The following is a 22,664-nucleotide window of genomic DNA, read 5'->3' as shown; positions in this document are numbered from 1 at the left end:
CGACAAGAAGGCGCCTGTTCCAGGGATCTAATCCCCGAAACAAGCGCCTTCTTCGTGTGCTGCGCAAGCGCGCGTCTGTCCGCCGGCCAGCCGCTCAGGATGCGGAGTCCCGTCCAGCCCCACATAGGCATCGTACGCATCGAAAATTTGTCTCGCGATCGGGGCAGCGCCGTAGGCGCCGAACCCGCCGTCCGGCACGACGACCGCCACGGCAAGAACAGGATTAACCGCGGGAGCAAGTGCGATGAAGACGGAATTCAATAGGCCATGCCCGGTTCCCGAGTCGCCAGTTGCCGCCTGCGAACAACAAAGAGGTCAACCACGTATCGCTGGTTGACCTAAATATACGAAGGACCGCCGGGTAGCCCCGGCGGTCCGTTCTTCGTCTTATTGAATTCCTTTCTTCTCCAGATCCTGCAGATGGCGCTGCCACATTACTTTCTCGACCTTCTCGGCGCCGACTTGATCCATTTGGCCGATAAAGTCGTTGTAGATGCCGTCGAACTCCGCGTCCGTTTTGGACAGAATCAGCTTCGGAATCGTTTTGTTCCACAGATCCTTGATCTTCGCGTTGATGACGCCTTCAGGCGACGAGCCGTCCGGCTCCAGGTTCTCCATGCCGAGCGAGTAGTTGTCGAAGTTGTACTTCTCCAATTCCTTCGCCGCTGCGAACTGATCCGGCTGGTCTTTCTTGAAGTCGCGCGTCGAGGCATCATCCCACAGCTTGCCTGCCCGCCAGAGGAGCGTCGATGCGGTAAAGCCGTATTTGGCGTACCATGCGCTGTTGTCCTTCAGCATCAGCTCCTGCACTTCCGGCTTGTATTGCGGCAAGCCGTCGACCATGTCATACGTTTCGCCTTCTTTGCCGTAACGGAAATCCAGCTGGCCTTCATCCGACCATGCGTACTCCAGGAAACGGATGATGCGCTCCGGGTTTTTCGCTGCTTTCGTAATGAAGAAGCCCTGCCAGCCCATCAGGCGGGAAGCCGGATAGCGCGGATCTTGACCGTTCGCTTTCACGCCGCCGAGCGCCTGGTACTTCTGATCCTTGCCGAGCGTGCTTTCGATCTTCGGATTGTACTGCGTATACATGCCGTTCATGAACTGCGAAGCGACCGCATACTGCGCGCCGTACAGCTTCTCTTCGTACTGCTCCTGCTTGTAGATCAGCAGCTGCGGATCGAACAGGCCGTCGCGGCTCAGCTGGCTCATGTAGCGGAACGCGTCGATAAACCCTTTGTTACGCATCGGATATTCGACAATCTGCTTGTCGGCCTTCACGCGGTCCTCAAGCAGCTTCGGCGAGAAGGAATCGATCAAGTAATCCATCGACAGACTGCCTTCGAAGCCAATCTTCGCCACGTCGAAGAACTCCACGCCGACCGGGCTGATTTTCGGGAATTTCGCTTTCGCCTGCTTCAGCGCGTTCGTCAAATCGTCCGTCGTCTCGATCTTCGGACTTCCGATTGCCTTGTAGATATCCGAACGGATAAACCAAGGGCGGATCGGCGTAATCGGCACGCCGCTCGTCAATCTGTCCTTCGTCTCGTAGAAGTTCGGCAGGTACCAGAGCTTGCCGTCGATGGAATGGTATTTGACCATATCGGGATCGAGCATTTTCTTCAGATCCGGCGCGTATTTGTCCATCAATTCGTCCATGGAGTACACCATGCCGTTCTTGATCAATTTCGTAACGGCCGGGTTGTTCCAATCCAGCATGATCGTGTCCGGCAGATCGCCGGAGGCAATCATCGTGTTCAAGTAATCCTCGTCATTCCCGGTCGCCAGCTTGCGGTCGATCGTAATGCCGGTTTTCTCCGTCGCCAGCTTCATGGCGTACTGATCCTTCCACAGGTAGTTGGACGCCCAGTTGCCGTAGAAATATTGCGTGAACGTGAACGGGGACGTATCCTTCTTCCAAGATGGACCGCTGTCCGCTTGCGTCGCCGCGTTTCCTGCTGCATTGCCGGCGTTGTTCGTTGTCTTTGTGTCGCTGGCCGTATTTGCCGCGCCGTTTCCGCCGTCATTGCCTCCACCAGATCCGCAGCCGGCTAGAACCGTTGCCGCAATCGCGGCAGCAGCAAGCACTTTCAAACCTTTCGTTTCCATTTGATGACCTCCTGAAGTTATAATCTGAACCGATGAATGCGGACTTTCTCTCTATACTTTAAACGGCGTGAGCCCTTAAAGCCGAAGCAGCCTTACCCTTTGACCGAGCCGATCATAACGCCTTGGACAAAGTATTTCTGAACGAACGGGTACGTAAACACGATCGGCAGCGTCGTGATCACCATTGTTGCCAACTTTAGCGACGCAGCCGTCACCGTGCCGAAGCCAAGATTGTTCGCCAGCAGGCTGACGTTACTGTTGGAGCTGATGATCTGCATGAGAATCTGCTGCAGCGTGACGAGCTTCTCGTTGCCGAACAGCATGGCATCGTACCAGGCGTTCCAATGGGAGACGGCGTTGTACAGCGCGATGGTGGCGAGCACCGGCTTCGACACCGGCAGCACCAGCTGGAAGAAGATGCGCAAATCATTGGCGCCGTCGATCTTCGCCGACTCCTCGATTTCCTTCGGCAGCCCCTTGAAGAACGTCAGCATCAGAATCGCGTTGAAGACGTTGAACAAATTCGGCACGATATAGACGAGAAAGTGACCCTTCATATGCAAATATTTGGCCACGACGAGATAGTAAGGAATGATGCCGCCGCTAAAATACATCGTCACGATCGCCAGCATCAGGAAAAATTTGCGTCCGATCAGCTCGTTCTTCGCCACGCCGTAGGCGAAAGCGCCGGTGAAGAGCACCGCGGCGGCCGTACCGACGAGCGTCCTTGCGATGGTCACGATGAACGCGCGAATCATGTTGTCGTCCTTGAACACCATCTTGTAGTTCTCGACCGAGAATTCGCGCGGCCAGAACGTAATGCCTCCCCGGGCGGCGTCGGTCGGATCATTAAACGAAGTAATAACAATATTGTAAAAAGGGTACAGGGTCATCACGCAGAGCGTGACCAGAAGCAGCACGTTCAAGATGTCGAAACTTCGCCCTGACCAGCTTTTCGAATTGGCAACCATAACGTTCTCCCTCCTAGAACAAGCTTTCTTTGGTGAGTTTCCGCGAGGAGTAATTCGCCGCGTACATGAGCACGAAGGCCACGATCGACTGGAACAGTCCAACGGCCGTACCGTAGGAGAACCTGCCGGAGACAAGACCCATCTTGTAGGAATAAACAGCCAGCACGTTGGCGGCATCCTGCGTCATCGAGTTTTGCATCAAATACATCTGGTCGAAGTTGGAGTTCACGAGCCCGCCGATCGACAATATGAGCAAAATAATAATGGTCGGCTTGAGCGCGGGCAGCGTGATGTACCATACGCGCTGGAACCGATTCGCTCCGTCAACGACGCCCGCTTCGTAAAGCTGGGGATCGATTCCTGCAATCGCGGCCAGGTAGATGATGGAGTTCCATCCGATGTTCTTCCAGATCTCCGTCGCCACGACCAGCGTCAGGAACGAATGCGTATCGCCCATCAGCATCGTGTCGCTTCCGATGACGCCAAGCTTCATCAGCAGCCGGCTGAGCACGCCTGTTTCCGGATCGAACAGCGTGTACATGAAGCCTACGACAAGCACCCAGGATACGAAATACGGCAAATAGGTTAGCGATTGCACGATTCGCTTGAAACGCTTGAAGACCAGCTCGTTTAACAGAAGCGCCAGAATGATCGGCGGCGGGAAGCCGAGCACCAGCTTGTAGATGCTGATTTTGAACGTATTGGACAGCGAATCCTTGAAGGTCGGGTCCGTGAACAGCTCCCGGAAATTCGCAAGGCCCGTCCACTGGCTGTGGAGGAAGCCTTGAAACGGCGTATATTCCTTAAAGGCAATAATGATGCCGTACATGGGAATGTAATTGAACACGATGATCCAAAGCACGGCGGGCAGCGTCAGAATCATCAGGTAACGCTGCACCCATAACCGTTTGGCAAATGTGCGTTTGGCGGGCATTGTACGCATAGAGGTCTTCCTTTCGTCTTCTCTTTTGTTCGCTCTCGCTGCTAGTGATAACGCTTACGTTTATTATAAAATCGGTCGAAACGGGGCGAAATACAAAAAAACTACGCGGGTATCAGAAACCAACGGTGTTTGTAAACGCTGTCTTTCGCCGCGTTGACGCCTGCTTCTCCTTCCTGCTACCCTTGGGTTACATACTCATGGAGAGGGGCAATGCCTGCATGTTTCAACCCAATACGACCATTCTGTTCCAGGGCGATTCCATCACGGACGGCAACCGGGGACGCGACAGCGACCCCAACCATATCTTCGGCCACGGCTACGTCCATCTGATCGCGAGCCGGCTCGGCGCGGATTATCCGGCGCGCAATCTAACGTTCATTAACAAAGGGATCAGCGGCAACCGCGCGGTGGATTTATATGCGCGCTGGCAGGAAGACGCCCTCAACCTGAAGCCGGATGTGCTGAGCATCCTCGTCGGCGTTAACGATATTCTGAAGGCGTTCGACGACGCCAGCGGTGCCCCCGCCCCGAAATTCGAGCGCGTCTACAGCCTGCTGCTGGAGGAAGCAAGAGAGGCCAATCCGGCGCTGAGCCTCGTCCTGTGCGAGCCGTTTGTTCTGCCTGTCGGCCGGGTGGGCGAGCAGTGGGAACGCTGGCGGGAAGAGATCGGGCTTCGTCAGGAAGCGATCAAGCGTATCGCGTCCGCCTTCGGAGCAGTCCATGTGCCGCTCCAGCAGCTATTCGACGATGCGGCACAGACTGCTGCTGCAGCCTACTGGCTGTGGGACGGGTTTCACCCCACGGCAGCGGGACATGAGCTGATCGCGAGACAGTGGCTGAGAACGGTCGAAGCCGCTTTGCCCTCCGCACGCCGCTGATCATCCAGTGCCGGAACCGCCCCGGCCTGCGCCAACACCGGCAGGCTTAAACGAAAATGCCCCAAGCGCCGTTTTACATTGCGCTTGGGGCATTTTTGCATGTCGCGGCTGAGGGCGTGCGGCTTCCGCTCGTCACTGCCGCTGCATGACTTCCTGGTAGCCGCCCGGCGTCATGCCGTAGGCCTGCTTGAACAGCGTGCCGAAGTACGACGTGTTCGGAATGCCGACCTGCTCCGCGACGGAAGCGACCCGCTGCTTCGTCGTGCGCAGCAGCTCTTCCGCTCTCGTCAGGCGGTACGCGAGCACATATTCGTTCAGCGTCTTCCCTGTCGCTTTCTTGAAAATCATGCCCAGGTGATTCGGCGACATGAATACTTCGCCGGCGACAAGCGTTACATTCAGGTCGGCCTCGCCGTATCGTTCCTCGATAATCCGAATGACGCGGCTCACGACATAGTCGTCTTTGTGGTTTCGTTTCGCGTCCAAGCGGGCCGCGATTTCGGTTACAAGCCCGCTGGCACAGCTGCGCATATCCGCCAGCCGTTCGCAAGCAAGCAGCTCGCGAAGCCGCTCCGCCTCTTCGCCGGCGCTTCCCGCGCCGTGCACGGCGGCAAGCGGCGACAGCTCGCCGATCAAGCCGCTCAGCACCGCGCCGACATACGTTCTGTCCGCGCCGGGCTGCGCAGCGAACAAGGCGAACAGCTCGTCAAGGCATGCTGCCGTGCCGCTCTCGTCCAAACCGGCGACGCCGATGCGGATCTGCTTCGTCAGCTCCTGGCAGCGGCCGGCGAACGTCTCCGACACGAGCGCAAATTGCTGCTTGGCCCGCTCGAATTCGCCGGCCTGGGCAATGCCGCTTCGGCCGGTAAACACCGCGAACCGGAGCGCGTGCTGCGCCTGCCTGTACGATTCGCCTACCTCCTCGAGCTTGTCCGTGACCGCTCCGAGGGCGAGCAGCACCGCCCCGGCTTCAGCGTAAGGCGCGGCTCCGCTTACGGCTTCGGCTGGCTGTCCCGCATGCTCCTGCTGGCTGTGAGGGCTCGCGGGCGGCAGCTCCAGCGCCCGGAGCAGCTCTTCAGCCAGTAATTCCTGGCTGCCGGTCTCCTCGGAATCGAGCGGCACAAGCACGGCAAATGCACTGCCGCCGCCATAGCCCGGCACTGTCTGCACCAGACAGGAGCGTTCCAGCACCGACTGCGCCGTCTCCTCCAAGCCATCGATCTCCTGCGTCTGCAGCAGGCTGGAGGGCTGAATGATCCAGACCGAATACGCACCGGCCTCGAAGCCGCCGAGATCCTGAAGCTGCAGGATGGAATCGGCCGCGAATTCCGCGGCGCCCCCCGATGTCAGCAGCTCCGTGAACAGCTGCCGCAGCGCGGCGCGCCTGCTCTGGCCGTTCTCCTGCCGCAGGCGCGCCTCCTCGCCTTGCTTCAACCGCTCCTGCTCGCAGTCCCGCACGACCTTCAGCATCGTGCTGCGCATTTCTTCTTCCTCGACCGGCTTCAGCACATAATCGACGGCCCCCAGCCGAAGCGCGCCGCGGGCAAATTCGAAATCGTCGTAGCCGGTCAGCACGACGATCCGTACTTGGGGCAGCTGCTCGCGAATCCGACCGGCCATCTCAATGCCGGTCATTCCGGGCATCTGAATATCGGTCACGATAATATCAGGCTGAAGCGCAAGGGCTTTCTCCAGCCCTTCGATGCCGTCGCATGCCGTCTCGACCGTTCCGATCCCCATCGCTTCCCATTCAAGAAAGTCGACGAGTCCTTCCCGTTCCCAGCGCTCATCCTCGACGATAAGCATTTTAAACATCGCCCATTCTCCTCCTTGCGGCAAACGTGATCGTCACGACTGTGCCGATGCCCGGCCTGCTGAACAGCTCGAAGCTGTGCGTTTCCCCGTAGTACGCCTGCAGCCGATCCATAATGTTCTTGACCGCGTAGCCGCTCCCGCTTGTCTTCACGGCTTGACCTGCCAGCACGTCCGCGATCCGGTCCTTCGCCATGCCGACGCCGTCGTCGATAATGCGCAGCACGACTCGGTCCGCTTCAATGCCCGCCCGAATAATGATCGTGCCGTGCGAACGCTTCGGCTCGATGCCGTGATTAAGCGCGTTCTCGATAATCGGCTGCAAAATGTTTTTGGGCGTATAACAATCCATCACGCCGTCCTCGATCTCGAAGACGGCATCGAACCGGTCCTCGAAGCGGAACTTCTGAATATGCAGGTAGGCCTTCACCATCTCCACTTCATTCGCAAGGAGCGTCTCCGAGCTGCCTTTATTCAGCACCAGCCGGTAAAACTTCGCCAGCGCATTGGCGATTTGCGTCACGTCGGGCGCTTTGGCTTTGCGGGCCACCCAGGAAATCGTCGCCAGCGTATTGTATAGAAAATGCGGATTGATCTGCGACTCCAGCGCCTTCAGCTCCGCCTCCTTCTCGAGCAGCTCCGATTTATAAACCGTTTCCACCAAATCGTGGATCCGGCTTGTCATATGATTGAAGCTGAGCGTCATCTGCGAGAACTCGTCGCTTCCCACGACGGGCACGGACACGTCGAGCGAGCCCTCGCGCACCTGCTTCATCGCCTTCAGCAGCAGCTTCATTCGCGATAGCAGCTTCACTGTGACGAAATAAACGAGCAGGCTGAGCAGCAGCAGCGCAAAGGCAAGCACGATCAGGATCATACGAATCGAATGCGTCACTTTATCGTTAAAATGGCTGACCGGGAAGACGCCGACGACCCGCAGGCCCGGGCCTACGAGCGGAATTGAAATCACGATCGAACGGACACCGTTCACGCGCTGAATCTCGTTCACCTTCTCGTTCGGCGGCAGCGGCGCAAGACCAAGCTCCGCCGTCTGCTTCTTGTACGCACCAGGCAGATTGCCGGATACGACTTTGCCGGCCTCGTCGATTACGAAGACGCTGCCCAGATTGCCCGAGATGGAGTCCTTCAGCGACTGGAAGAGCTCGTTCTGCGTCACTTCGATCTCGACCAGCCCTGCCACGTCGAAGTTTTGAATCGAATAGATTTTGCGGTTGTACGAGAACACGTCCGCCTTCTGAATGTTGCCGGGCTTCGTCGAAAGCACTTTCTCCAGGTGCAGATCCCGCCACACGGTTTGCTTGCTCCGATTGTCCAGAAACACGCGGTACCCGCTCTCCGAGCGAATGCGCTTCATCCCGTAGAACCCGTCGTACAGCTCGTACAGCTCCGGGATCGTCTCGTTGTCCATATACACATGAATCGAATGGATATAGGGGTTTTGACGCATCATATTATCCAGAATCGGAACAACGTTGTAGCGGTAATCCTCCAGCTGGAAGCTTTCATTAATGAAGGCGCTTCCAAGCAAGGTCTGAATTCTGGAGTCGAAGGAAATGATCTGCGAGATATTCTCAATCATGTTCACCTTCTCCGAAATGCTGTTCTTCGTCTGCAGCACATTCTGCTCCATGACGGTCTGCGCCTGCGAAACCGCCGATTGGGATGCCTGCACGTACAAGATAAAACCCGTTACCGTGAGCGACACCAGCAGGATGGACACATAGATGGCGACGAATTTCGCCGTCACGCTCCAGCTGCGATAGAAGCGCAGTGTTCTCATTGCTGTGTCCTCCTTTCCGCCCCGTCTCCCGTAAGCTGCGTTATTCATTCTATCACGGGGTACGAGCCGGGTAAATCGGCAAAAAGAACCTGCCTCGAAAGGCAGGTTCTTCTTCGCTGCTCGGTTTATCTCCATCAGCAGATCGGCTGAAGCCGCTAAGGCCGCACGCCTGCCGATGCTTCGGCATCCGTCTTTAATGAGCCCTCCGCCCGCCAGAAGTGTCGGTCACATGCGCCGACTTCCCCGTTTATCAAAGCTCAATGCTCCCATTCCCCCGTATCATCAGCCGGATGCCTGCAAGGCGGTACTGCTCGGCCGTTTCGTGCGGCATGCCGGAATCCGTTAGTATCGCTTCAACCTCATCCAGCTTAGCAAATGTAAACAGCGCCCCTTGCCCGAATTTCTCGTGGTCCGCCAGCACGTAGGCCGTCTTCGCCGTTTCCAGCCACGCCCGCTTGATCTCCGCCGACTCGCCGGCATAAATCGTAAATCCGGACGCCGGATGTACGCCCGTCGCGGACAGGAACGCTTTCGAGATGTTCAGCTTGCGGATATACGCCTCCGCTTCCGCGCCGATCAGCATGTTGCGCATCTGGTAGCCGCCCGGCACGACCAAGCGTACCGCCTCCTTACGGGCCAGCTCCGCGATGATAAACAGGTCGTTCGTCACCACGGTCAGCGGCTGATCCGGCAGCTGCCTGGCGATTTCAAGCGTCGTTCGTCCTCCGTCCAGGGCAATGACGTCGCCGCGTTCGATGAGCGATACGGCAAGCGCGGCGATCTCCTGGCGCTCTGCCGCATTCGGCGCTTCCTCGCGCTTCGGCGACAGAATGCCGAGCTGGTTCGCTTGAGCCAGCACGGCGCCGCCATGGATGCGCTGCAGCAGTCCCTTCTCCTCCAGCTTGGCCAGATCCTCCCGCACCGTCTTGCCCGTCACTTCCAGCTGTTCGCTCAGCTCCGCGACCGTCACTTCTCGGGCCGCCAGCAAGGTTTCCATGATTTTCTCGTATCTTCGCAAAGGGTTCATCCGATTCCATCGCTTTCGTACTTAGTCTTGCTCTTATTTTACGTCCTTCAACGCCACCGCGTCCATATCCTCGAAGGTATGGTTCTCGCCTGCCATCTCCCATAGTAAATGCCGCGCAGCAAAAAGGCGCCTATTCCCAAGGCGCCTTGCCGTAATTGTTGAATGATCGACCGTCCTATCTATCCAGGCGCGGTCTGAACGCCGATTAAGCTTGCACGGATACAGGCAGTGCCGCCGCTTTCTTCGCAATACGAAGCGCCATGATCGCGGCGATCAGGCAGATAAATCCGGCCGTGACGAATACGGTCGTGTACGTGCCGGTCATATCGCGCACGATGCCGGCGCCATAAGCAGCCATCGAAGCGCCGATTTGATGGGCGACGACGACCCAGCCGAACACCATGCCGGCTTTCTCTTTACCGAATTCCTGGGCAGCCAATTTAACCGTCGGCGGCACGGTCGCAATCCAGTCCAGCCCGTAAAATACGGAGAACACGACAAGCATCGTCGGCGTCGTATCGAGTGCATACGGAAGGAATAAGAGCGACAGACCGCGCAGCCCGTAATACCAGAACAGCAGCTTCCGGGCGTCGAACCGGTCCGACAGCCAGCCGGACAATGTCGTGCCAACCAGGTCGAAAATCCCCATGAAGGCAAGCAGACCCGCTGCCATTACTTCCTCGATGCCATGATCGCCGCAGGCCGCGATAAGGTGCGTGCCGATCAAGCCGTTCGTCGAGAAGCCGCAGAAGAAGAATGTGCCGCCGAGCAGCCAGAACGTTCGGTTCTTCAAGGCGTCGCGCAGCGTCAGCAAAGGCGTCAGCAAGATACTGCCCTGGAAGGCGGCAGGCTTCACGACTTCGCTCGTTCCGTAAGCGGCTGCGCCTACGTCATACGGATGATTGCGCATGAACAAGGCGACGACAACAAGCAGCACAAGCACGACTGCAACCGACGTGTATACGGCATGCCGCCAGCCGTCATTCACCGTAATGTGCGCAAGCAGCGGGAGGAACAGCAGCTGACCGGTGGCGGCGCTGGCCGTCAGAATGCCGACGACCAAGCCTTTGCGCTCCACGAACCAGCGGTTCGCGACGGTAACGCCAAGCACGTTCGCCATCATGCCGGTTGCAAGTCCGGATACCAGCCCCCACAGCAGCTTGAACTGCCACAGCTCCGTTATTAGAGGGGTTATGGCAAGGCTGCCCGCAAGCACGGCTAGCGCGATAACCATCATTCGGCGTATGCCGAATTTGGCAAGCAGCGCGGCCGAGAAGGGACCGATCAGGCCATAGAGAAAAATACCGATGGAGATGACGCCGGAAATCCCGCCTCTGCTCCAGCCGAATTCGTGCTCGAACGGGACCATGAAGATACTTGGCATCGACCGGATGCCGGCGGATACGAGGAGGGACACAAAGGCAAGAAGGACGACCACCCAACCGTAATAAAATTTAGACACTGCCGCAGGCGGCTTCATGCTTCTTATCCCTCCATATTTGCAGACCGAATAACGATTGTGTCTATTCCGTCTGTTTATTTGTACAACCAATGATTGCGGCGATCAACTGCCGCAAATCGCTCCCTGCGAAGCAATCTTCTATGCCCCTTGCTGGAACCGCGCCTGTAGTTGCTTTACGTTCAGGGCTGTACAACAAATGCCGCGTATTGAGCAGCTTTCGTTTCCAGCTCCTCGTCGCTTACTTCGCGTATGCCATTCACGACAAACGGCGCTTTGAAGATCATTTTCACGCGATTCGCGGTTGCTTGGAAGGGACGAAGCAGCTCGCTGATGGAATAATGATGGAAACCGCCGGCTTGATAGGCGTCCGCCGCTCCGCCAGTGGAAATCGCGATTGCAAGCTCTTTGCCTTCCATTTTATCACCGCCTGGTCCATATGCCCAGCCCATCTGAAGAACAAGATCGAGCCATTTTTTCAATAGATAAGGCGAGCTGTACCAGTAGAACGGAAACTGCAGCACGACTCGGTCATGTACCTCGACCAGTCGGCGCTCGTGCTCGACGTCGATCACCTCGTCCGGATAGGCTTCGTGCAAACGGTGAACCGTGACGTTCTCGGCTTCCGACAGCTCCTCGGCCAGCCGTTTGTTAATGCGGGATTTCTCCAGGTTTGGATGGATGACGATGACAAGCGTTTTCTTGGACATCGGATTATAGCTCCTTTTGTTATGTTTTTATTTTGTATGTACAACAAAGATTAATCGATGGATGCCATAATGTCAATACTTCGCATTCCCGCAAAGCAAGTTAGACATGGCTTTTCGCAGTGAAAAGGGGTAACATAAGTCACATCACAAACTCAAACGCTGCTGTTTACTTATAAGAGAGGGGTTACGTTCCGATGGAGCTGAGACAATTGGAGTACTTTGCCGCCGTTTGCGAGGAGATGCACTTCACTCGCGCCGCGGATAAGCTGGGCATCACACAACCGACGCTCAGTCATCAGATCAAGGCGTTAGAAGATGAGATCGGCACGCCTCTATTCGACCGGATCGGCAAGAAGATCGCCCTAACGGAAGCCGGCTTCATACTAAAATCCCACACGAGGGTGATGTTCAATACGCTTCATAGCGCCAAGGAGCAAATTCAAGAGCTTCACGACGGAGACCGAGGTATGCTTACGATCGGCTGTCTGCCGGGAGAGTTGAATCATCTGGTTACGCTGCCCCTCGTGGAATTCAATAAACAGTTTCCGAATATCAAAATTCGCATCGTCGCGGATGAGGACGTCGCCGCTAAAGTGGTACGCAACGAGCTGGATGCCGCCCTTACGATCTTCCCGGCCGGCGATAACCGGCTGGAGCAGGTTCCGCTATACGAGGAGCAGTTTTATTTGATCGCGCCGAAGGGCCATATGCTGACTAAACGGAAAAAAATCGATTTTGACGAAGTGAAGAAGCTGCCCGTCATCATGTTTCCCGAGAGTCACAAATGCCGCCAGCTATTGGAAGCGACAAGCTGCACGCTGGGCTTTCCGCTGGAGCCGGCCATCGAAACGAATACGATTGACTCCATATTCAATCTGGTCAAATCCGGAGCCGGCATTAGTATTTTGTCCAAATCGCTCATCGACTTGCATAATGACGGCTCGCTAGAAGCGATTCCTGTTGTGAATCCGTCTGTAACGCGCGAAGTCGGCGTGATTTACTGCCAAGGCAAGTTTCTAAGCCGTGCCGCAAACGCCTATATCGACATGCTCCAGCAGTTTATTATCCGCAACAAGGTCGGGAACAGAACGAGCTCTGTTCGTGTGATGTAGGCACTACATGCGCCCATGCCGGCATAAAGCCGCCGTATGTCTAAGGTTGTCCTGGTCATGACTCCATGATTCAGGGCAGCTTTTTTATGTTCTAATCATGTGTGAAATCTATCATTTTTATAGAATATGCGATATTGATCTATGGATATACTAAACCTATAATGAGTGCAGCACCTCGGACAATACACTCACATCAATTATAAAGGAGGAAATTGCGATAACTACTTCATCTGCCGCCAATGCCAATTCGCCGGCCAACATTACCGCAGCCCGAAAGCTTCCTAATGCGCCGGCATCGTTCTTCGCGATGACGCTTGGCCTTGCCGAGACCGGCAATGCACTTCGCTTCGCCCGCGATACATGGAGCATCCCTGCCATGTACGGGGAAGTGCTTGAGCTTCTCGCGCTCCTGTCCTTCCTATGGTGGGGGTTGCTGCTCGTGAACAAATGGATAACCAACAGATCCGCCGCCCTAACGGAGCTTCGAGATCCGGTTCAAGCCTCCTTCCTGGCGCTTGTGCCGGAATCGATACTGCTCATGGCGATCGCCGTTGACCCCTACAGCTCGGTTGTGACGACCGTTCTCTTCTGGATCGGTTCGATATCCAATCTTGCTTACGCGCTGTACCGATTCGCGCATATGTGGATGTCGCAGCGGACGCCGGACCAAACGACGCCGTCCCTGTTCCTGACCTATACAGCGAGCGTTCTCGTCAATGCGCTCGTCGCCGGTCTGCTCGGTTACCGCGAATACGGCTGGATGATATTCGGCGTCGGCACGATCTCCTGGCTCATTCTCGATTCCGTTCTGCTGCAGCAGCTCATGACCGGCGGCTTAGCGGAGAGGACCCGGAATTTCATGGGCATCTATATGGCGCCGGGTGCAATCGTGCTCGTTGCGTATCAGGTACTGAGTGATAGCGCCTCCCAGTCGATGATCACATACGCGCTAGCCGGTTATTCGCTTTTCTTAACCTTATCGCTCGCGATTTCGCTGGGCTGGCTTCGCAAACAGCCGTTCGCGGCCGGTTACTGGGCGTATACGTTCGGTGTCGCAACCGTTGCGCAGGGACTTCTGATAATGGCGCGTGAGCAGCATGCCTTTATCTTCCAGACCGTGACCGCCGTCGTGCTTGCCGCGTCTCTCTTACTGACGCTTCTCGTCGCGATTGCTTCCATCCGCTTGTTTGCCCTTCGCAGATACTACCCGCCGGCCGCGGTTCCTTCCGTACCACAGAAGTAAATAGGGCTGCCGGTTAAATATACAAATAAAGCACCGGCCCTCGGCCGGTGCTTTATTATGTGCCTCAATTTAGCAGATCTGTCAGCTCACCGCGGCACTGTTTTCCATTATTCTTCCATAAGCCCGCTCGTTCGCTCGATTTCAATGGATAGCAGCCGTGAAACTTCCTTGCCGAGAATTTGCTCGTATTTCGCTTTGAATTGAATGGATGCGGAACGAATGGTCGGCTCGAGCGCAATGCCTTTCTCGGTCGGGTACACCAGAACCGTCTTCCCCTGCACTTTGCGCGTAACCAGCTTCTTTCCTTCCAATTTATCGATAAATCGCGTAAGCGTCGACGGCGTGATATATAGCATCTCCGCAAGCAGCTTCTGGGTGATGCCAGGTCTGCCGTTAACGATCCGAATCAAATAGCCGTACATCGGCGAAAGGCCGGTGACCGCGAATTCTTCTTCGGCCAACTTCGTAACGATGCGGCTCAGCCGGTTAGCATTAAAAAACAAACACGTGCGGAGGAAATCATCATCTATTGAGCGATCGACAGGAGCAACCGAATGATCGAATGAATCATCCATTGGCTATCCCTCCTCCATTCTTATTTTGTACATACAACATATATAGCGCAAAGGAATGCAAGTGTCAAATCTGTCACTTCTACTCGTTGGACGAGCCGGTCGGGCATCCGATAAAAAAAGGGATCTGCCCGAGCGGCACCGCCAGATGAGCGGTTCTGCTTGGGAGATCCCTACTTGATATTACGGCGCAGCGATAACAGCGTTAATATTCGTTTCCATTTTCTTCAGATCTTCGACCGGCGATTTGCCGTCGATGACTTTCTTGAACGTGTTGTCGATGAATTTCTGTGCTTTAGCGGACCAAGGCTCCATGAATCGTACCGGCGTCTTGATTTCGGCCTTCAGCATATAGTCGATCGCATCGGCCATCTCCGGATGACCCGCTTCCTTCAGCTTGTCGTAGTAAGGCTTCGCGGATGGCTGATAGGTCGGCGGCGCAACTGGGAATTGCGGCAGCACCTGCTCGTACATTTCCGTTGCGACGAACTTGATCAGCTTATAGACCGCTTCCGGATTCTTAACTTTGGCCGGACTCGCGAATCCGATCGCATCATATGTCGCGACGGACTTCTCGACGATAGGGCTCGGCGCATATCCCCACTGCAAATCCTTGGCGTTGCGAATGAAATCATCCGCATACCATTGTCCCGCTTGAAGCATCGGCACTTTGCCTTCCTTGAACAGGTTCGCGTAATTGTCGACCACTTGGCTGAATGGCGCGATGCTGCCGGCAGCCACACCGTCCCGGTACAGGTTTACCGCTTCCTCGAATTTCGGGCTGACCGTCACTTTAGTCGCGTTCGTGATGGAATCCGCGAATGGCGTATCGCCTGCGGAAGCCGCGTAGTTTGACATACCGAACGGATCGTTCGTGGCCTGCATGTAGAGGCCGAACATCTCGCCTTTCTTAGCCAGCTTCTGCGCGTCCGTCATCATTTCTTCGTATGTCCAGCCCGCCTTCGGCTCGCTCAAGCCGGCGTCCGCGAACATTTTCTTATTGTAGAATACGCCGTAACTGTTCATAAGTCCCGGAATGCCGTACAACTTGCCGTCCACGAGCCAGTTCGGAATGATGCCTGGGTAGAAATTATCGAAGAAGTTTTTGTCTTCATCCATTTTCCCCGTCCAATCGTACAGCTGGCCGTTCTTGCCGGAGATGAGCTCCGTGTCGTTCCCACTCATAAAGACGTCCGGTGCTTGATCGATCGAGATCAGCGAGTTGATCTTGGTCGTGTAATCCGACAGCGGCGTCGGCAGCACCTCGACTTTAATGCCCGGATTGTCGGATTCGAATTTCTTGACTGCTTCTTGGATCGCGGCCGTCATTTCTTTGCCTTCCCATGTCATCATGGTCAGCTTGACTTCTTTATCTCCGCCTGCGTTTCCATTCCCCGTACCGGCATTCGTTCCGGCATTGCCGCCTGTGTTCGCGTTGTCACTGTTGCTGCCGCAGCCTGCAAGCACGCCTGCCGTACATACAACTGTTAATAGAAGTGCCGACCATTTTTTTGTCGTTTGTTTCATTTGAATATAACCTCCTCATAATCGTACAAATGAGTTCTTCAAGCTCCCCTTGGTAACACCCATGCATGACCATTCCTATCCTTCGCTGCTGCCTGCTCACCCCCTAGCAGAATAAACGTGTGCTGCGCTTGGAAAGTCTCCGCTCTTATTTCAACCCTGAATTGTTGAGCGAGCCAAGCCCTTGCATGAAATACTTCTGTGCGGCAAAGAACAAAATGAGCAGCGGCAGCATGTAAAGCAGATTGACCGCCATAAAGTGATTCCAAGTCGTCCCGTAAGCGCCGCTGAAGGAAGCGACTGCAACGGATAACGGCCACAGCTTCTGGTCCTGCAAATAAACGAGCGGCTGCAAATATTCATTCCACGAGCCCTGGAAGCTGAGAATGATCATCGTAACAACTAGCGGGATGCTCATCGGCACGATTACCTTGGTCATGATTTGAAGATGGTTCGCGCCGTCGATTTTGGCGGCTTCGTCATAAGAGTAAGGCACCGCGCTGTAGAACTGGCGGCATAAGAAGATAAAGAAAGGATTACCGAAGAAAGCGGGCAGCAGAATCGGCCACCATGTGTTGTACAAACCGATCTTCGCGAATACGAAGAAGACCGGGATCAAGCTGACGATAGAAGGCAGCATCATGCTTCCGATGAACAAGTAAAACCACAGCTTACGCCCCGGAAACGGAATTCTCGCGATGCCGTAGCCGACGAACAAGGAGCTGACGACCTGACCAATCGTAACAATCAGGGAGATGATCAGGCTGTTCAGGAATACGTGGCCAAACTCCACCTTCTTCGCGCCTTCGATAAAGTTGTTGAAATGAAACTCGTGCGGAATCCATTCCGGCGGCACCTCGAACATGCCGCCGCTCCCTGACAGCGCAATCGTCAGCATCCAAAGCACGGGATAAATCATCGAGATGGACAGCACCAGCAGGAACAGAAATCGAATGACGGATCCCGTTCGGATTGGTTGTCTCTTCGTAACAGCCGCATTATTTCCAGTCATGTCGTTCCTCCTTACCGGGAATCATTTTCATAGTAGACGAAGCTGCTCGAAGATTTGAACGCGATAATCGTAAACAGGATGATGAGCACGAACAGCACCCAGACCTGCGCGATCGCATATCCGAAATCCTGGCCCTGGAAGGCGTTCTTGTAAATGCTGAAGTTCAGCAGCATGGTCGAGAAGTCAGGTCCGCCGTCCTTGGTCAATATCGACGGCTGCACGAAGGTTTGGAACGCACCGATCATGCCGGTAATGAGCTGCAGGAACAATGTCGGCGTAATGAGCGGAATCGTAACGCTGAAGAAGGCGCGGAATTTGCTTGCCCCGTCGATCTCAGCCGCTTCGTACACATCACTCGGAACGGACTGCAATCCCCCGAGGAAAATAATCATGTTGGAGCCTACGCCCCACAAGGCGATGACCATCAAGGACATCAACGCCGTCCGCGAATCCGTCAGCCACTCGACCGGGTGCAGTCCAATTGCCTTGAGCACATTGTTCGCCAGCCCGAACTGCGGCTCGTAAACGAACAGCCAAAGCGTCGAGGTCGCCACGATTGGCAGAACGACCGGCAGATAGAACAGCGTACGGAATATTTTGATGCCGGGCAAGCTTCGATTCAGCAGCATCGCAAGCGCCAGCCCCAGCACCAAGCCGAGCGGAACGCTGATGACCGCGTACAATATCGTTGCCCTTAAGCCGGGCCAGAAGGTAGGGTCCATCGTGAACATATACTTGAAGTTCTTCAGTCCGATAAACTTCGGCGTATCGAAGCCGCTCCACTTGGTCATTGAGAAGTAGATGGAAGAGAGCAGCGGATAAGCGACGAAGAATAAGAACCCGATGACGCCCGGAAGAATAAACATGTAGCCGATGACGCCGTCCTTTTGCCAAAATGATTTCTTCATTCTTGCACCCTCCTGTTCTACGCTTTCTCGTTCACCCATTCAGCTAGATATTGCCCAAACAGGCTGTTTGCCCACGCAAACCAAGGGCGTGTAAATGTTTCAGGCTGATCGGGATCGAAGCTCTCGTGCATGAAGCCCGTGCCGGCGGTCGTCTGAGCGAGCATATCGACGATGGCATCCTTCTCTGCCGAGTCGGTCGAGGTCAAGCCCTGCATAATGAGGCCGATATGCCACACATAGCCGAGCGGCGTGTGGGGGCTGCCGATGCCGCGCGCAAATTGCCCGGCATGATAATGCGGATTGTCGGCGCTAAGCACAAAAGACCGGGTCCGTTTGTAGATCTCGTCGTCTGCCAAGCGGTAGCCCAAGTACGGAATGGACAGCAAGCTCGGCACATTCGCATCGTCCATCAGGTTATAGTTGCCGTAGCCGTCCGTCTCGTAGGCGTAGATCCGTCCATGCCGCGGATGATCCACAATACCGTACGTTTCGATGCCGAACTCAACATCTTTCTTGATTTGAAGCGCTTTCAAAGCAAGCGCGCTGTCTCCGTAGAATTGCTCCGCGAACTCGGCGATATAACCCAGAACGACAGCTGCGAACATGTTCGCCGGAATGAGATAGCCGTACTTGCAGGCGTCATCGCTCGGGCGGAACGCGGACCAGATCATCCCCGTGTAGTTCACCTTCGTTCCTTTTCCCTTGAATGGCAGCGTATCGGACGGAAGCAGAATGTCCTTGCGCTCGAAGGTATATGGTGATTGGGCTTCATGATTTTGCTCGACCAGCATCGTATCTACAATCTTGCGGAGCATCGCGTGCACCGTTTCCGTGAAGACAGAAGCATCTCCGGTAGCCGCGTAATAATCCTTGCATAATTGCACCGGGTAGCACAGGGAATCCAGCTCGTACTTACGTTCCCAGATCCATGGTCCCATCTGCGTGGCGTCAGTTTGATGACCGTGTCCGTTCGACTCTTTATTGAAAGCGTTTGCGTAAGGATCAATCGTTAAGTATAGTGCTTGGCGATGAACGGCCCCTTTAAACAAGGTAGCCAGCTCGGCATCCTTTGCGGCCAGTTTCATATACGGCCGGATTTGAGCGGAAGAATCGCGAAGCCACATGGCCGGGATGTCACCGGTTATAATAAAGGTCGTTCCATCCTCCAAGGCTTCCACAGTCGTCTCCAGCGTATTGGGGTAGCATTGTTTAAAGGATTGAACCAGATCAGGACGAATTTTCGTCAGTTTGTCAGCGGTTTCATTTATGAATGTAGTCAATGTTGAATTCATGTTGCCCTCCTTCGTCATCTTGGCGGCAATCATTCCATGCGGGCAGCTTCCTCGCATAAAGCGCTTTCGTTTACCCTCGAATGACTCCCCTAGTGAAGTATATTATACCATATGTTAGTATGTCAACATTACTTTTATATCATTAATGAAACAATATACTAAATGGTATATTTTTCAAATCGTTAGCTTACAGCCTCTTCTCGGCACACAAAAAAACGGGATGCGCGCAGCAGCGCAAATCCCGTCCATTCGTTATCTATACTGTTCATCAGGTGAATGCTTCAACGATGCGCCCCTCTGTCGATCGAGTAATCTATGGCACTTGATCATTATTGAGCAAGTGAAAAATCGATCACGCTTTGCCGCAGCGGGAATTCCCCGCGCCAGAGGCTGCTCAGAATTTCGACGGCCTTGGCTCCCATCGCATCTTCATTCTGGCGGATATGGACGAATTGAGGCACGTCGAAATTATCGCTCAAATAATCAAAGCAAACAATCTCGTAGTCCTCGGGCACCCGTTTGCCCATCAGCTCGATCTCCCGCTTCAGCACCCGCGCCAAATTATACTCGCAGGCCACGAAAGCCGTCGTTGTGGGGTGCGCATGCATGTACTTGCGCAGCAGCTGCTGGTCGATCTGAATATTGTGGTTCTCGAAGGACTTGGGAAGCGAGCTGAACAGATTCGTGACGAAATGATCCTGATTCAGGCTGAGCCCTCGCTTAATGAATGCATTGGAGAAACCCTTCAGCCGGTCTTCGAGCGTCGTCGTATTCTCAGCCGGCGTCGACAGCAGGGCCACCTCCCTGTGCCCCTTGTCGATTAAATAGTCCGTCAGCTCTTCGCAGGCCTTCTCGTTATCCGTATGTACCGAGTACGCTGGGATGCCTCTCATATAGCGGTCTATCAGTACAAGCGGAAAGCCGTCGACAACGAGGCGCAGAAGTTCCGTGCTGTAATGCTCGCCGTGGACGGGAAATACGATTAATCCGTCAACGCCGGATTTGATCAACGATTGAATCGCTTTCTCTTCCTCTGCCTGTTTATCGTACGTCAAGCGGATGACTAAATGGCAGCCGAGCTCAGAGAGCTTCTCTTCAATGGAACGAAATAATCGCAGCCCGTACGATTCCGAAATATCCGGCAGCAAGACGCCGACCATTCTAGCCGGGTAGACGGGCAAAAGCAGGTCAGGCTTCTCCGAATCTGCGGTTGGCGGCTTCAAGGAAGGGATCGCCGTGACAGAACCGGCGTGATCGCTGACGAAAGAACCCTTCCCTCTCATCCTCGTAATCAGCCCCTCCTGCGCCAGACCTTCCAGCGCTTTCTTGGTCGTAATACGGCTGACGTTAAACTGTTCGGCCAATTCCTTCTCCGAAGGAACGCGCTCTCCCGCTTTCAGCTGCCCGGAAGTAATTTGTTCATGGACAAAACCGTATATTTGCTCATATAGAGGCGCTTGCATGCAGGTTTTCCCTCCGGAATGAAATGATATATCAACAATATCATTTAAAGGATAAACCCGCAACCATTCACTGCGCTTTTTGTCAAGTATGACGTCCCATTGGAATCCCCCGCAAATACGGCTTCGGAATATGTTCCGCCTGACGCAGCATAATGGTGTATACAAATTCTTCTTCCGTATGTTAGGATAATTCCATGGATTTAGAAATAACGAAATTTATTGGGCGGTGGAAAACATGATCGAAAACAACGAGGAAGTCAAACAAGCAGTTAAAATCTACAAGGCTCTTGGCGAACCGACCCGGATTAAAATCGCGATGCTGCTCACGGAGGAGAAGAATTTGTGCTGCTCCGATATCGGCAGCAAGCTGGAATCCGTAGCCGGCTCTACCTTGTCGCATCATTTAAAACAGCTGACAGAGTGCGGTTTACTTACGCTCCGCAAGGACGGAACCTATATTTACTATAGTGTCAACAGGGAAATGGCCCGAAAGTACGCGCCGTATTTGCTGGAGCAGTAATTTTTTCGAATCATATTTCTATGATTTTAGAGATATAAAATTATAAACAGAGAAAGATTCATGGAGGAGCTGGAGCCTGTGTCAAATACATGGAAAATCTATATGTTGGCTGTCGTGAGTTTCCTTGTGGGGACATCGGAATTTATTATTACGGGCATTCTGGATAAAGTCGCAGCGGATATTGGCGTATCTGTTGCTGCAGCCGGTCAGCTCATTACCGTCTATTCCCTGGCTTATGGGTTTGGGACGCCTTTCTTAATCGCTACCGCGGCCAAAACGGACCGCAAGAAGCTGCTCTTGTACTCGCTTGCAATCTTCGTTGCCGGCAATGCGGCCGCCCTTGTGCTGCCCGGATTCGGATTCTTGATTGCTTCCCGTATCGTTCTGGCGCTCAGCAGCGGCGTATTCGTCGTGACGGCATTAACGGTGGCCGCCAAGCTCGCTCCCCCCGAGAAACAAGGCAGCGCGATCGCCACGCTCGTCATGGGGTTCAGCACGGCCCTTATCGTCGGCGTTCCGCTTGGCCGGCTTACGGCTTCCCTATACGATTGGAAGCTGGTTTTCGGAGGCATCAGCGTTCTCGGCCTGCTTGCAATGCTGCTGATCGCATTCACCATCCCGCAAACAGACGGCGAGAAGCCGGTGCCCCTGCGTGATCAGCTTAGCCTCCTTAAGAATAAGAAAATCGCGGCTGCGCTGCTCATCTCCTTCTTCTGGATTGGCGGCTATTCCATCACCTACACCTACATCTCTCCGTTCCTGCTGAATATCACGGGGATGAGCGAGAAAGGCGTGAGCATCGGCCTATTCGCCTTCGGCGTCGCGAGCCTGATCGGCTCCAAGCTGGGCGGCTTCAGCACGGATAAATGGGGCTTCTCCCCTACCCTGGTCAGCGGCATGGTGCTCCATTCCATCGCGCTGATCCTGATTTCCTTAGCCGCCCACTCGCCTGCTCTTGTATTTCCGCTGCTCATGTTCTGGTCTTTCACGGCCTGGTCATCCGGTCCAACTCAGCAGTATCATCTGATTACCTTGGCCCCGGAGGCGTCCAGCATCATGCTCAGCCTTAACAGTTCCGTCATCCAATTTGCCATCGCTGCGGGTGCCGGTATAGGCGGCCTTGTCGTTGAACACGCTTCGCTCGCTTCCATCAGCTGGATTGGCGCTGCAGGCGTTGCGCTTGCTGCTTTTACCGCTGCCGCGTCCTTCGGTTACTTCGGCGGCTCCCTCTCTGCCTCCCGTCAGAAGAAAAAGATGGCGCAAGAAGAGAAGGCAAGCGCGTAAGCGAGCCTATTTAACGCCGCGCGA

General features: G+C 54.8%; 19 protein-coding genes and 1 pseudogene. 5 read left to right on the top strand and 15 right to left on the bottom strand.

Features of this window, described 5'->3' with window-relative positions:
• Positions 1-27 precede the first annotated feature (27 nt).
• The 4 genes and pseudogenes from KXU80_RS23890 to KXU80_RS23875 form a co-directional block, all read right to left on the bottom strand.
• Positions 28-258 (bottom strand): annotated as a pseudogene (locus KXU80_RS23890) (hypothetical protein); the annotation flags it as partial.
• A gap of 129 nt (positions 259-387) precedes the next feature.
• The gene (locus KXU80_RS23885; RefSeq protein WP_219835618.1) at positions 388-2,109 is read right to left on the bottom strand and encodes a type 2 periplasmic-binding domain-containing protein; all 1,722 of its coding nucleotides are present in this window, start codon (positions 2,107-2,109) and stop codon (positions 388-390) included.
• A gap of 92 nt (positions 2,110-2,201) precedes the next feature.
• Complete coding sequence (locus KXU80_RS23880) at positions 2,202-3,080, bottom strand: carbohydrate ABC transporter permease (RefSeq protein WP_219835617.1); 879 nt, start codon at positions 3,078-3,080, stop codon at positions 2,202-2,204.
• A gap of 13 nt (positions 3,081-3,093) precedes the next feature.
• Positions 3,094-4,023: an ABC transporter permease gene (locus KXU80_RS23875; protein ID WP_219835616.1), complete on the bottom strand. Its 930-nt coding sequence runs from the start codon at positions 4,021-4,023 to the stop codon at positions 3,094-3,096.
• A gap of 218 nt (positions 4,024-4,241) precedes the next feature.
• On the opposite strand from KXU80_RS23875, the gene KXU80_RS23870 reads away from it, so the two are divergent.
• Positions 4,242-4,901, top strand: a complete 660-nt coding sequence (locus KXU80_RS23870; RefSeq protein WP_219835615.1) for an SGNH/GDSL hydrolase family protein — start codon at positions 4,242-4,244, stop codon at positions 4,899-4,901.
• A gap of 132 nt (positions 4,902-5,033) precedes the next feature.
• Here KXU80_RS23870 and KXU80_RS23865 read toward each other — a convergent pair whose 3' ends face one another.
• From KXU80_RS23865 to KXU80_RS23845, 5 genes are all read right to left on the bottom strand, one after another.
• Positions 5,034-6,716: a response regulator transcription factor gene (locus KXU80_RS23865; protein WP_219835614.1), complete on the bottom strand. Its 1,683-nt coding sequence runs from the start codon at positions 6,714-6,716 to the stop codon at positions 5,034-5,036.
• Positions 6,709-8,514, bottom strand: a complete 1,806-nt coding sequence (locus KXU80_RS23860; protein ID WP_219835613.1) for a cache domain-containing sensor histidine kinase — start codon at positions 8,512-8,514, stop codon at positions 6,709-6,711. Before KXU80_RS23860 ends, KXU80_RS23865 begins: the two co-directional genes overlap by 8 nt.
• A gap of 250 nt (positions 8,515-8,764) precedes the next feature.
• Positions 8,765-9,541, bottom strand: coding sequence for a DeoR/GlpR family DNA-binding transcription regulator (locus KXU80_RS23855; protein WP_219835612.1), 777 nt, complete (start codon positions 9,539-9,541; stop codon positions 8,765-8,767).
• A gap of 205 nt (positions 9,542-9,746) precedes the next feature.
• A complete protein-coding gene (locus KXU80_RS23850; RefSeq protein ID WP_219835611.1) occupies positions 9,747-11,021 on the bottom strand; it encodes an MFS transporter in 1,275 nt (424 codons plus the stop codon).
• A 161-nt stretch (positions 11,022-11,182) separates the two neighbouring features.
• The gene (locus KXU80_RS23845; RefSeq protein WP_219835610.1) at positions 11,183-11,710 is read right to left on the bottom strand and encodes an NAD(P)H-dependent oxidoreductase; all 528 of its coding nucleotides are present in this window, start codon (positions 11,708-11,710) and stop codon (positions 11,183-11,185) included.
• Between the two features lie 194 nt (positions 11,711-11,904).
• Here KXU80_RS23845 and KXU80_RS23840 point away from each other — a divergent pair, with 194 nt between their 5' ends.
• Together KXU80_RS23840 and KXU80_RS23835 are read left to right on the top strand one after the other, a co-directional pair.
• Positions 11,905-12,822 carry a LysR family transcriptional regulator gene (locus tag KXU80_RS23840; RefSeq protein ID WP_219835609.1) on the top strand — a complete coding sequence of 306 codons (918 nt, stop codon included), beginning with the start codon at positions 11,905-11,907 and terminating at the stop codon, positions 12,820-12,822.
• Between the two features lie 307 nt (positions 12,823-13,129).
• Complete coding sequence (locus KXU80_RS23835) at positions 13,130-14,065, top strand: SLAC1 family transporter (protein WP_219835608.1); 936 nt, start codon at positions 13,130-13,132, stop codon at positions 14,063-14,065.
• A 107-nt stretch (positions 14,066-14,172) separates the two neighbouring features.
• Here the strand turns inward: KXU80_RS23835 and KXU80_RS23830 are convergent, their stop codons facing one another.
• From KXU80_RS23830 to KXU80_RS23805, 6 genes are all read right to left on the bottom strand, one after another.
• Complete coding sequence (locus KXU80_RS23830; RefSeq protein ID WP_219835607.1) at positions 14,173-14,640, bottom strand: MarR family winged helix-turn-helix transcriptional regulator; 468 nt, start codon at positions 14,638-14,640, stop codon at positions 14,173-14,175.
• Positions 14,641-14,820: 180 nt separating this feature from the next.
• Positions 14,821-16,164, bottom strand: a complete 1,344-nt coding sequence (locus tag KXU80_RS23825) for an ABC transporter substrate-binding protein (RefSeq protein ID WP_219835606.1) — start codon at positions 16,162-16,164, stop codon at positions 14,821-14,823.
• Between the two features lie 145 nt (positions 16,165-16,309).
• Positions 16,310-17,173: a carbohydrate ABC transporter permease gene (locus tag KXU80_RS23820; protein ID WP_219835605.1), complete on the bottom strand. Its 864-nt coding sequence runs from the start codon at positions 17,171-17,173 to the stop codon at positions 16,310-16,312.
• Positions 17,174-17,184: 11 nt separating this feature from the next.
• Entirely contained in the window at positions 17,185-18,081 is an 897-nt protein-coding gene (locus KXU80_RS23815; RefSeq protein WP_219835604.1) for a carbohydrate ABC transporter permease, read from the bottom strand.
• Between the two features lie 17 nt (positions 18,082-18,098).
• Entirely contained in the window at positions 18,099-19,373 is a 1,275-nt protein-coding gene (locus KXU80_RS23810; RefSeq protein ID WP_219835603.1) for a glycoside hydrolase family 125 protein, read from the bottom strand.
• 329 nt (positions 19,374-19,702) lie between these two features.
• Positions 19,703-20,836, bottom strand: coding sequence for a GntR family transcriptional regulator (locus KXU80_RS23805; RefSeq protein ID WP_219835602.1), 1,134 nt, complete (start codon positions 20,834-20,836; stop codon positions 19,703-19,705).
• A 235-nt stretch (positions 20,837-21,071) separates the two neighbouring features.
• Here KXU80_RS23805 and KXU80_RS23800 point away from each other — a divergent pair, with 235 nt between their 5' ends.
• Both KXU80_RS23800 and KXU80_RS23795 read left to right on the top strand, forming a co-directional pair.
• Positions 21,072-21,356, top strand: a complete 285-nt coding sequence (locus tag KXU80_RS23800) for an ArsR/SmtB family transcription factor (RefSeq protein WP_219835601.1) — start codon at positions 21,072-21,074, stop codon at positions 21,354-21,356.
• Positions 21,357-21,434: 78 nt separating this feature from the next.
• A complete protein-coding gene (locus tag KXU80_RS23795) occupies positions 21,435-22,640 on the top strand; it encodes an MFS transporter (protein WP_219835600.1) in 1,206 nt (401 codons plus the stop codon).
• Positions 22,641-22,664 lie beyond the last annotated feature (24 nt).

Origin of the sequence: Paenibacillus sp. R14(2021) (assembly GCF_019431355.1) — a bacterium.
Lineage (GTDB): Bacteria > Bacillota > Bacilli > Paenibacillales > Paenibacillaceae > Paenibacillus_Z.
The sequence above is the reverse complement of the archived record's forward strand: the minus strand, read 5'-3'. Positions and strand labels throughout refer to the sequence as shown.

Bases quoted from the DNA above. Each gene is read 5' to 3' on its own strand.
- KXU80_RS23810 (WP_219835603.1), bottom strand. From the start codon at position 19,373: ATGAATTCAACATTGACTACATTCATAAATGAAACCGCTGACAAACTG.
- KXU80_RS23835 (WP_219835608.1), top strand. From the start codon at position 13,130: ATGACGCTTGGCCTTGCCGAGACCGGCAATGCACTTCGCTTCGCCCGC.
- KXU80_RS23815 (WP_219835604.1), bottom strand. From the start codon at position 18,081: ATGAAGAAATCATTTTGGCAAAAGGACGGCGTCATCGGCTACATGTTT.
- KXU80_RS23870 (WP_219835615.1), top strand. From the start codon at position 4,242: ATGTTTCAACCCAATACGACCATTCTGTTCCAGGGCGATTCCATCACG.
- KXU80_RS23825 (WP_219835606.1), bottom strand. From the start codon at position 16,164: ATGAAACAAACGACAAAAAAATGGTCGGCACTTCTATTAACAGTTGTA.
- KXU80_RS23860 (WP_219835613.1), bottom strand. From the start codon at position 8,514: ATGAGAACACTGCGCTTCTATCGCAGCTGGAGCGTGACGGCGAAATTC.
- KXU80_RS23840 (WP_219835609.1), top strand. From the start codon at position 11,905: ATGGAGCTGAGACAATTGGAGTACTTTGCCGCCGTTTGCGAGGAGATG.
- KXU80_RS23800 (WP_219835601.1), top strand. From the start codon at position 21,072: ATGATCGAAAACAACGAGGAAGTCAAACAAGCAGTTAAAATCTACAAG.
- KXU80_RS23805 (WP_219835602.1), bottom strand. From the start codon at position 20,836: ATGCAAGCGCCTCTATATGAGCAAATATACGGTTTTGTCCATGAACAA.
- KXU80_RS23875 (WP_219835616.1), bottom strand. From the start codon at position 4,023: ATGCGTACAATGCCCGCCAAACGCACATTTGCCAAACGGTTATGGGTG.
- KXU80_RS23880 (WP_219835617.1), bottom strand. From the start codon at position 3,080: ATGGTTGCCAATTCGAAAAGCTGGTCAGGGCGAAGTTTCGACATCTTG.
- KXU80_RS23830 (WP_219835607.1), bottom strand. From the start codon at position 14,640: ATGGATGATTCATTCGATCATTCGGTTGCTCCTGTCGATCGCTCAATA.
- KXU80_RS23820 (WP_219835605.1), bottom strand. From the start codon at position 17,173: ATGACTGGAAATAATGCGGCTGTTACGAAGAGACAACCAATCCGAACG.
- KXU80_RS23855 (WP_219835612.1), bottom strand. From the start codon at position 9,541: ATGAACCCTTTGCGAAGATACGAGAAAATCATGGAAACCTTGCTGGCG.
- KXU80_RS23845 (WP_219835610.1), bottom strand. From the start codon at position 11,710: ATGTCCAAGAAAACGCTTGTCATCGTCATCCATCCAAACCTGGAGAAA.
- KXU80_RS23865 (WP_219835614.1), bottom strand. From the start codon at position 6,716: ATGTTTAAAATGCTTATCGTCGAGGATGAGCGCTGGGAACGGGAAGGA.
- KXU80_RS23885 (WP_219835618.1), bottom strand. From the start codon at position 2,109: ATGGAAACGAAAGGTTTGAAAGTGCTTGCTGCTGCCGCGATTGCGGCA.
- KXU80_RS23850 (WP_219835611.1), bottom strand. From the start codon at position 11,021: ATGAAGCCGCCTGCGGCAGTGTCTAAATTTTATTACGGTTGGGTGGTC.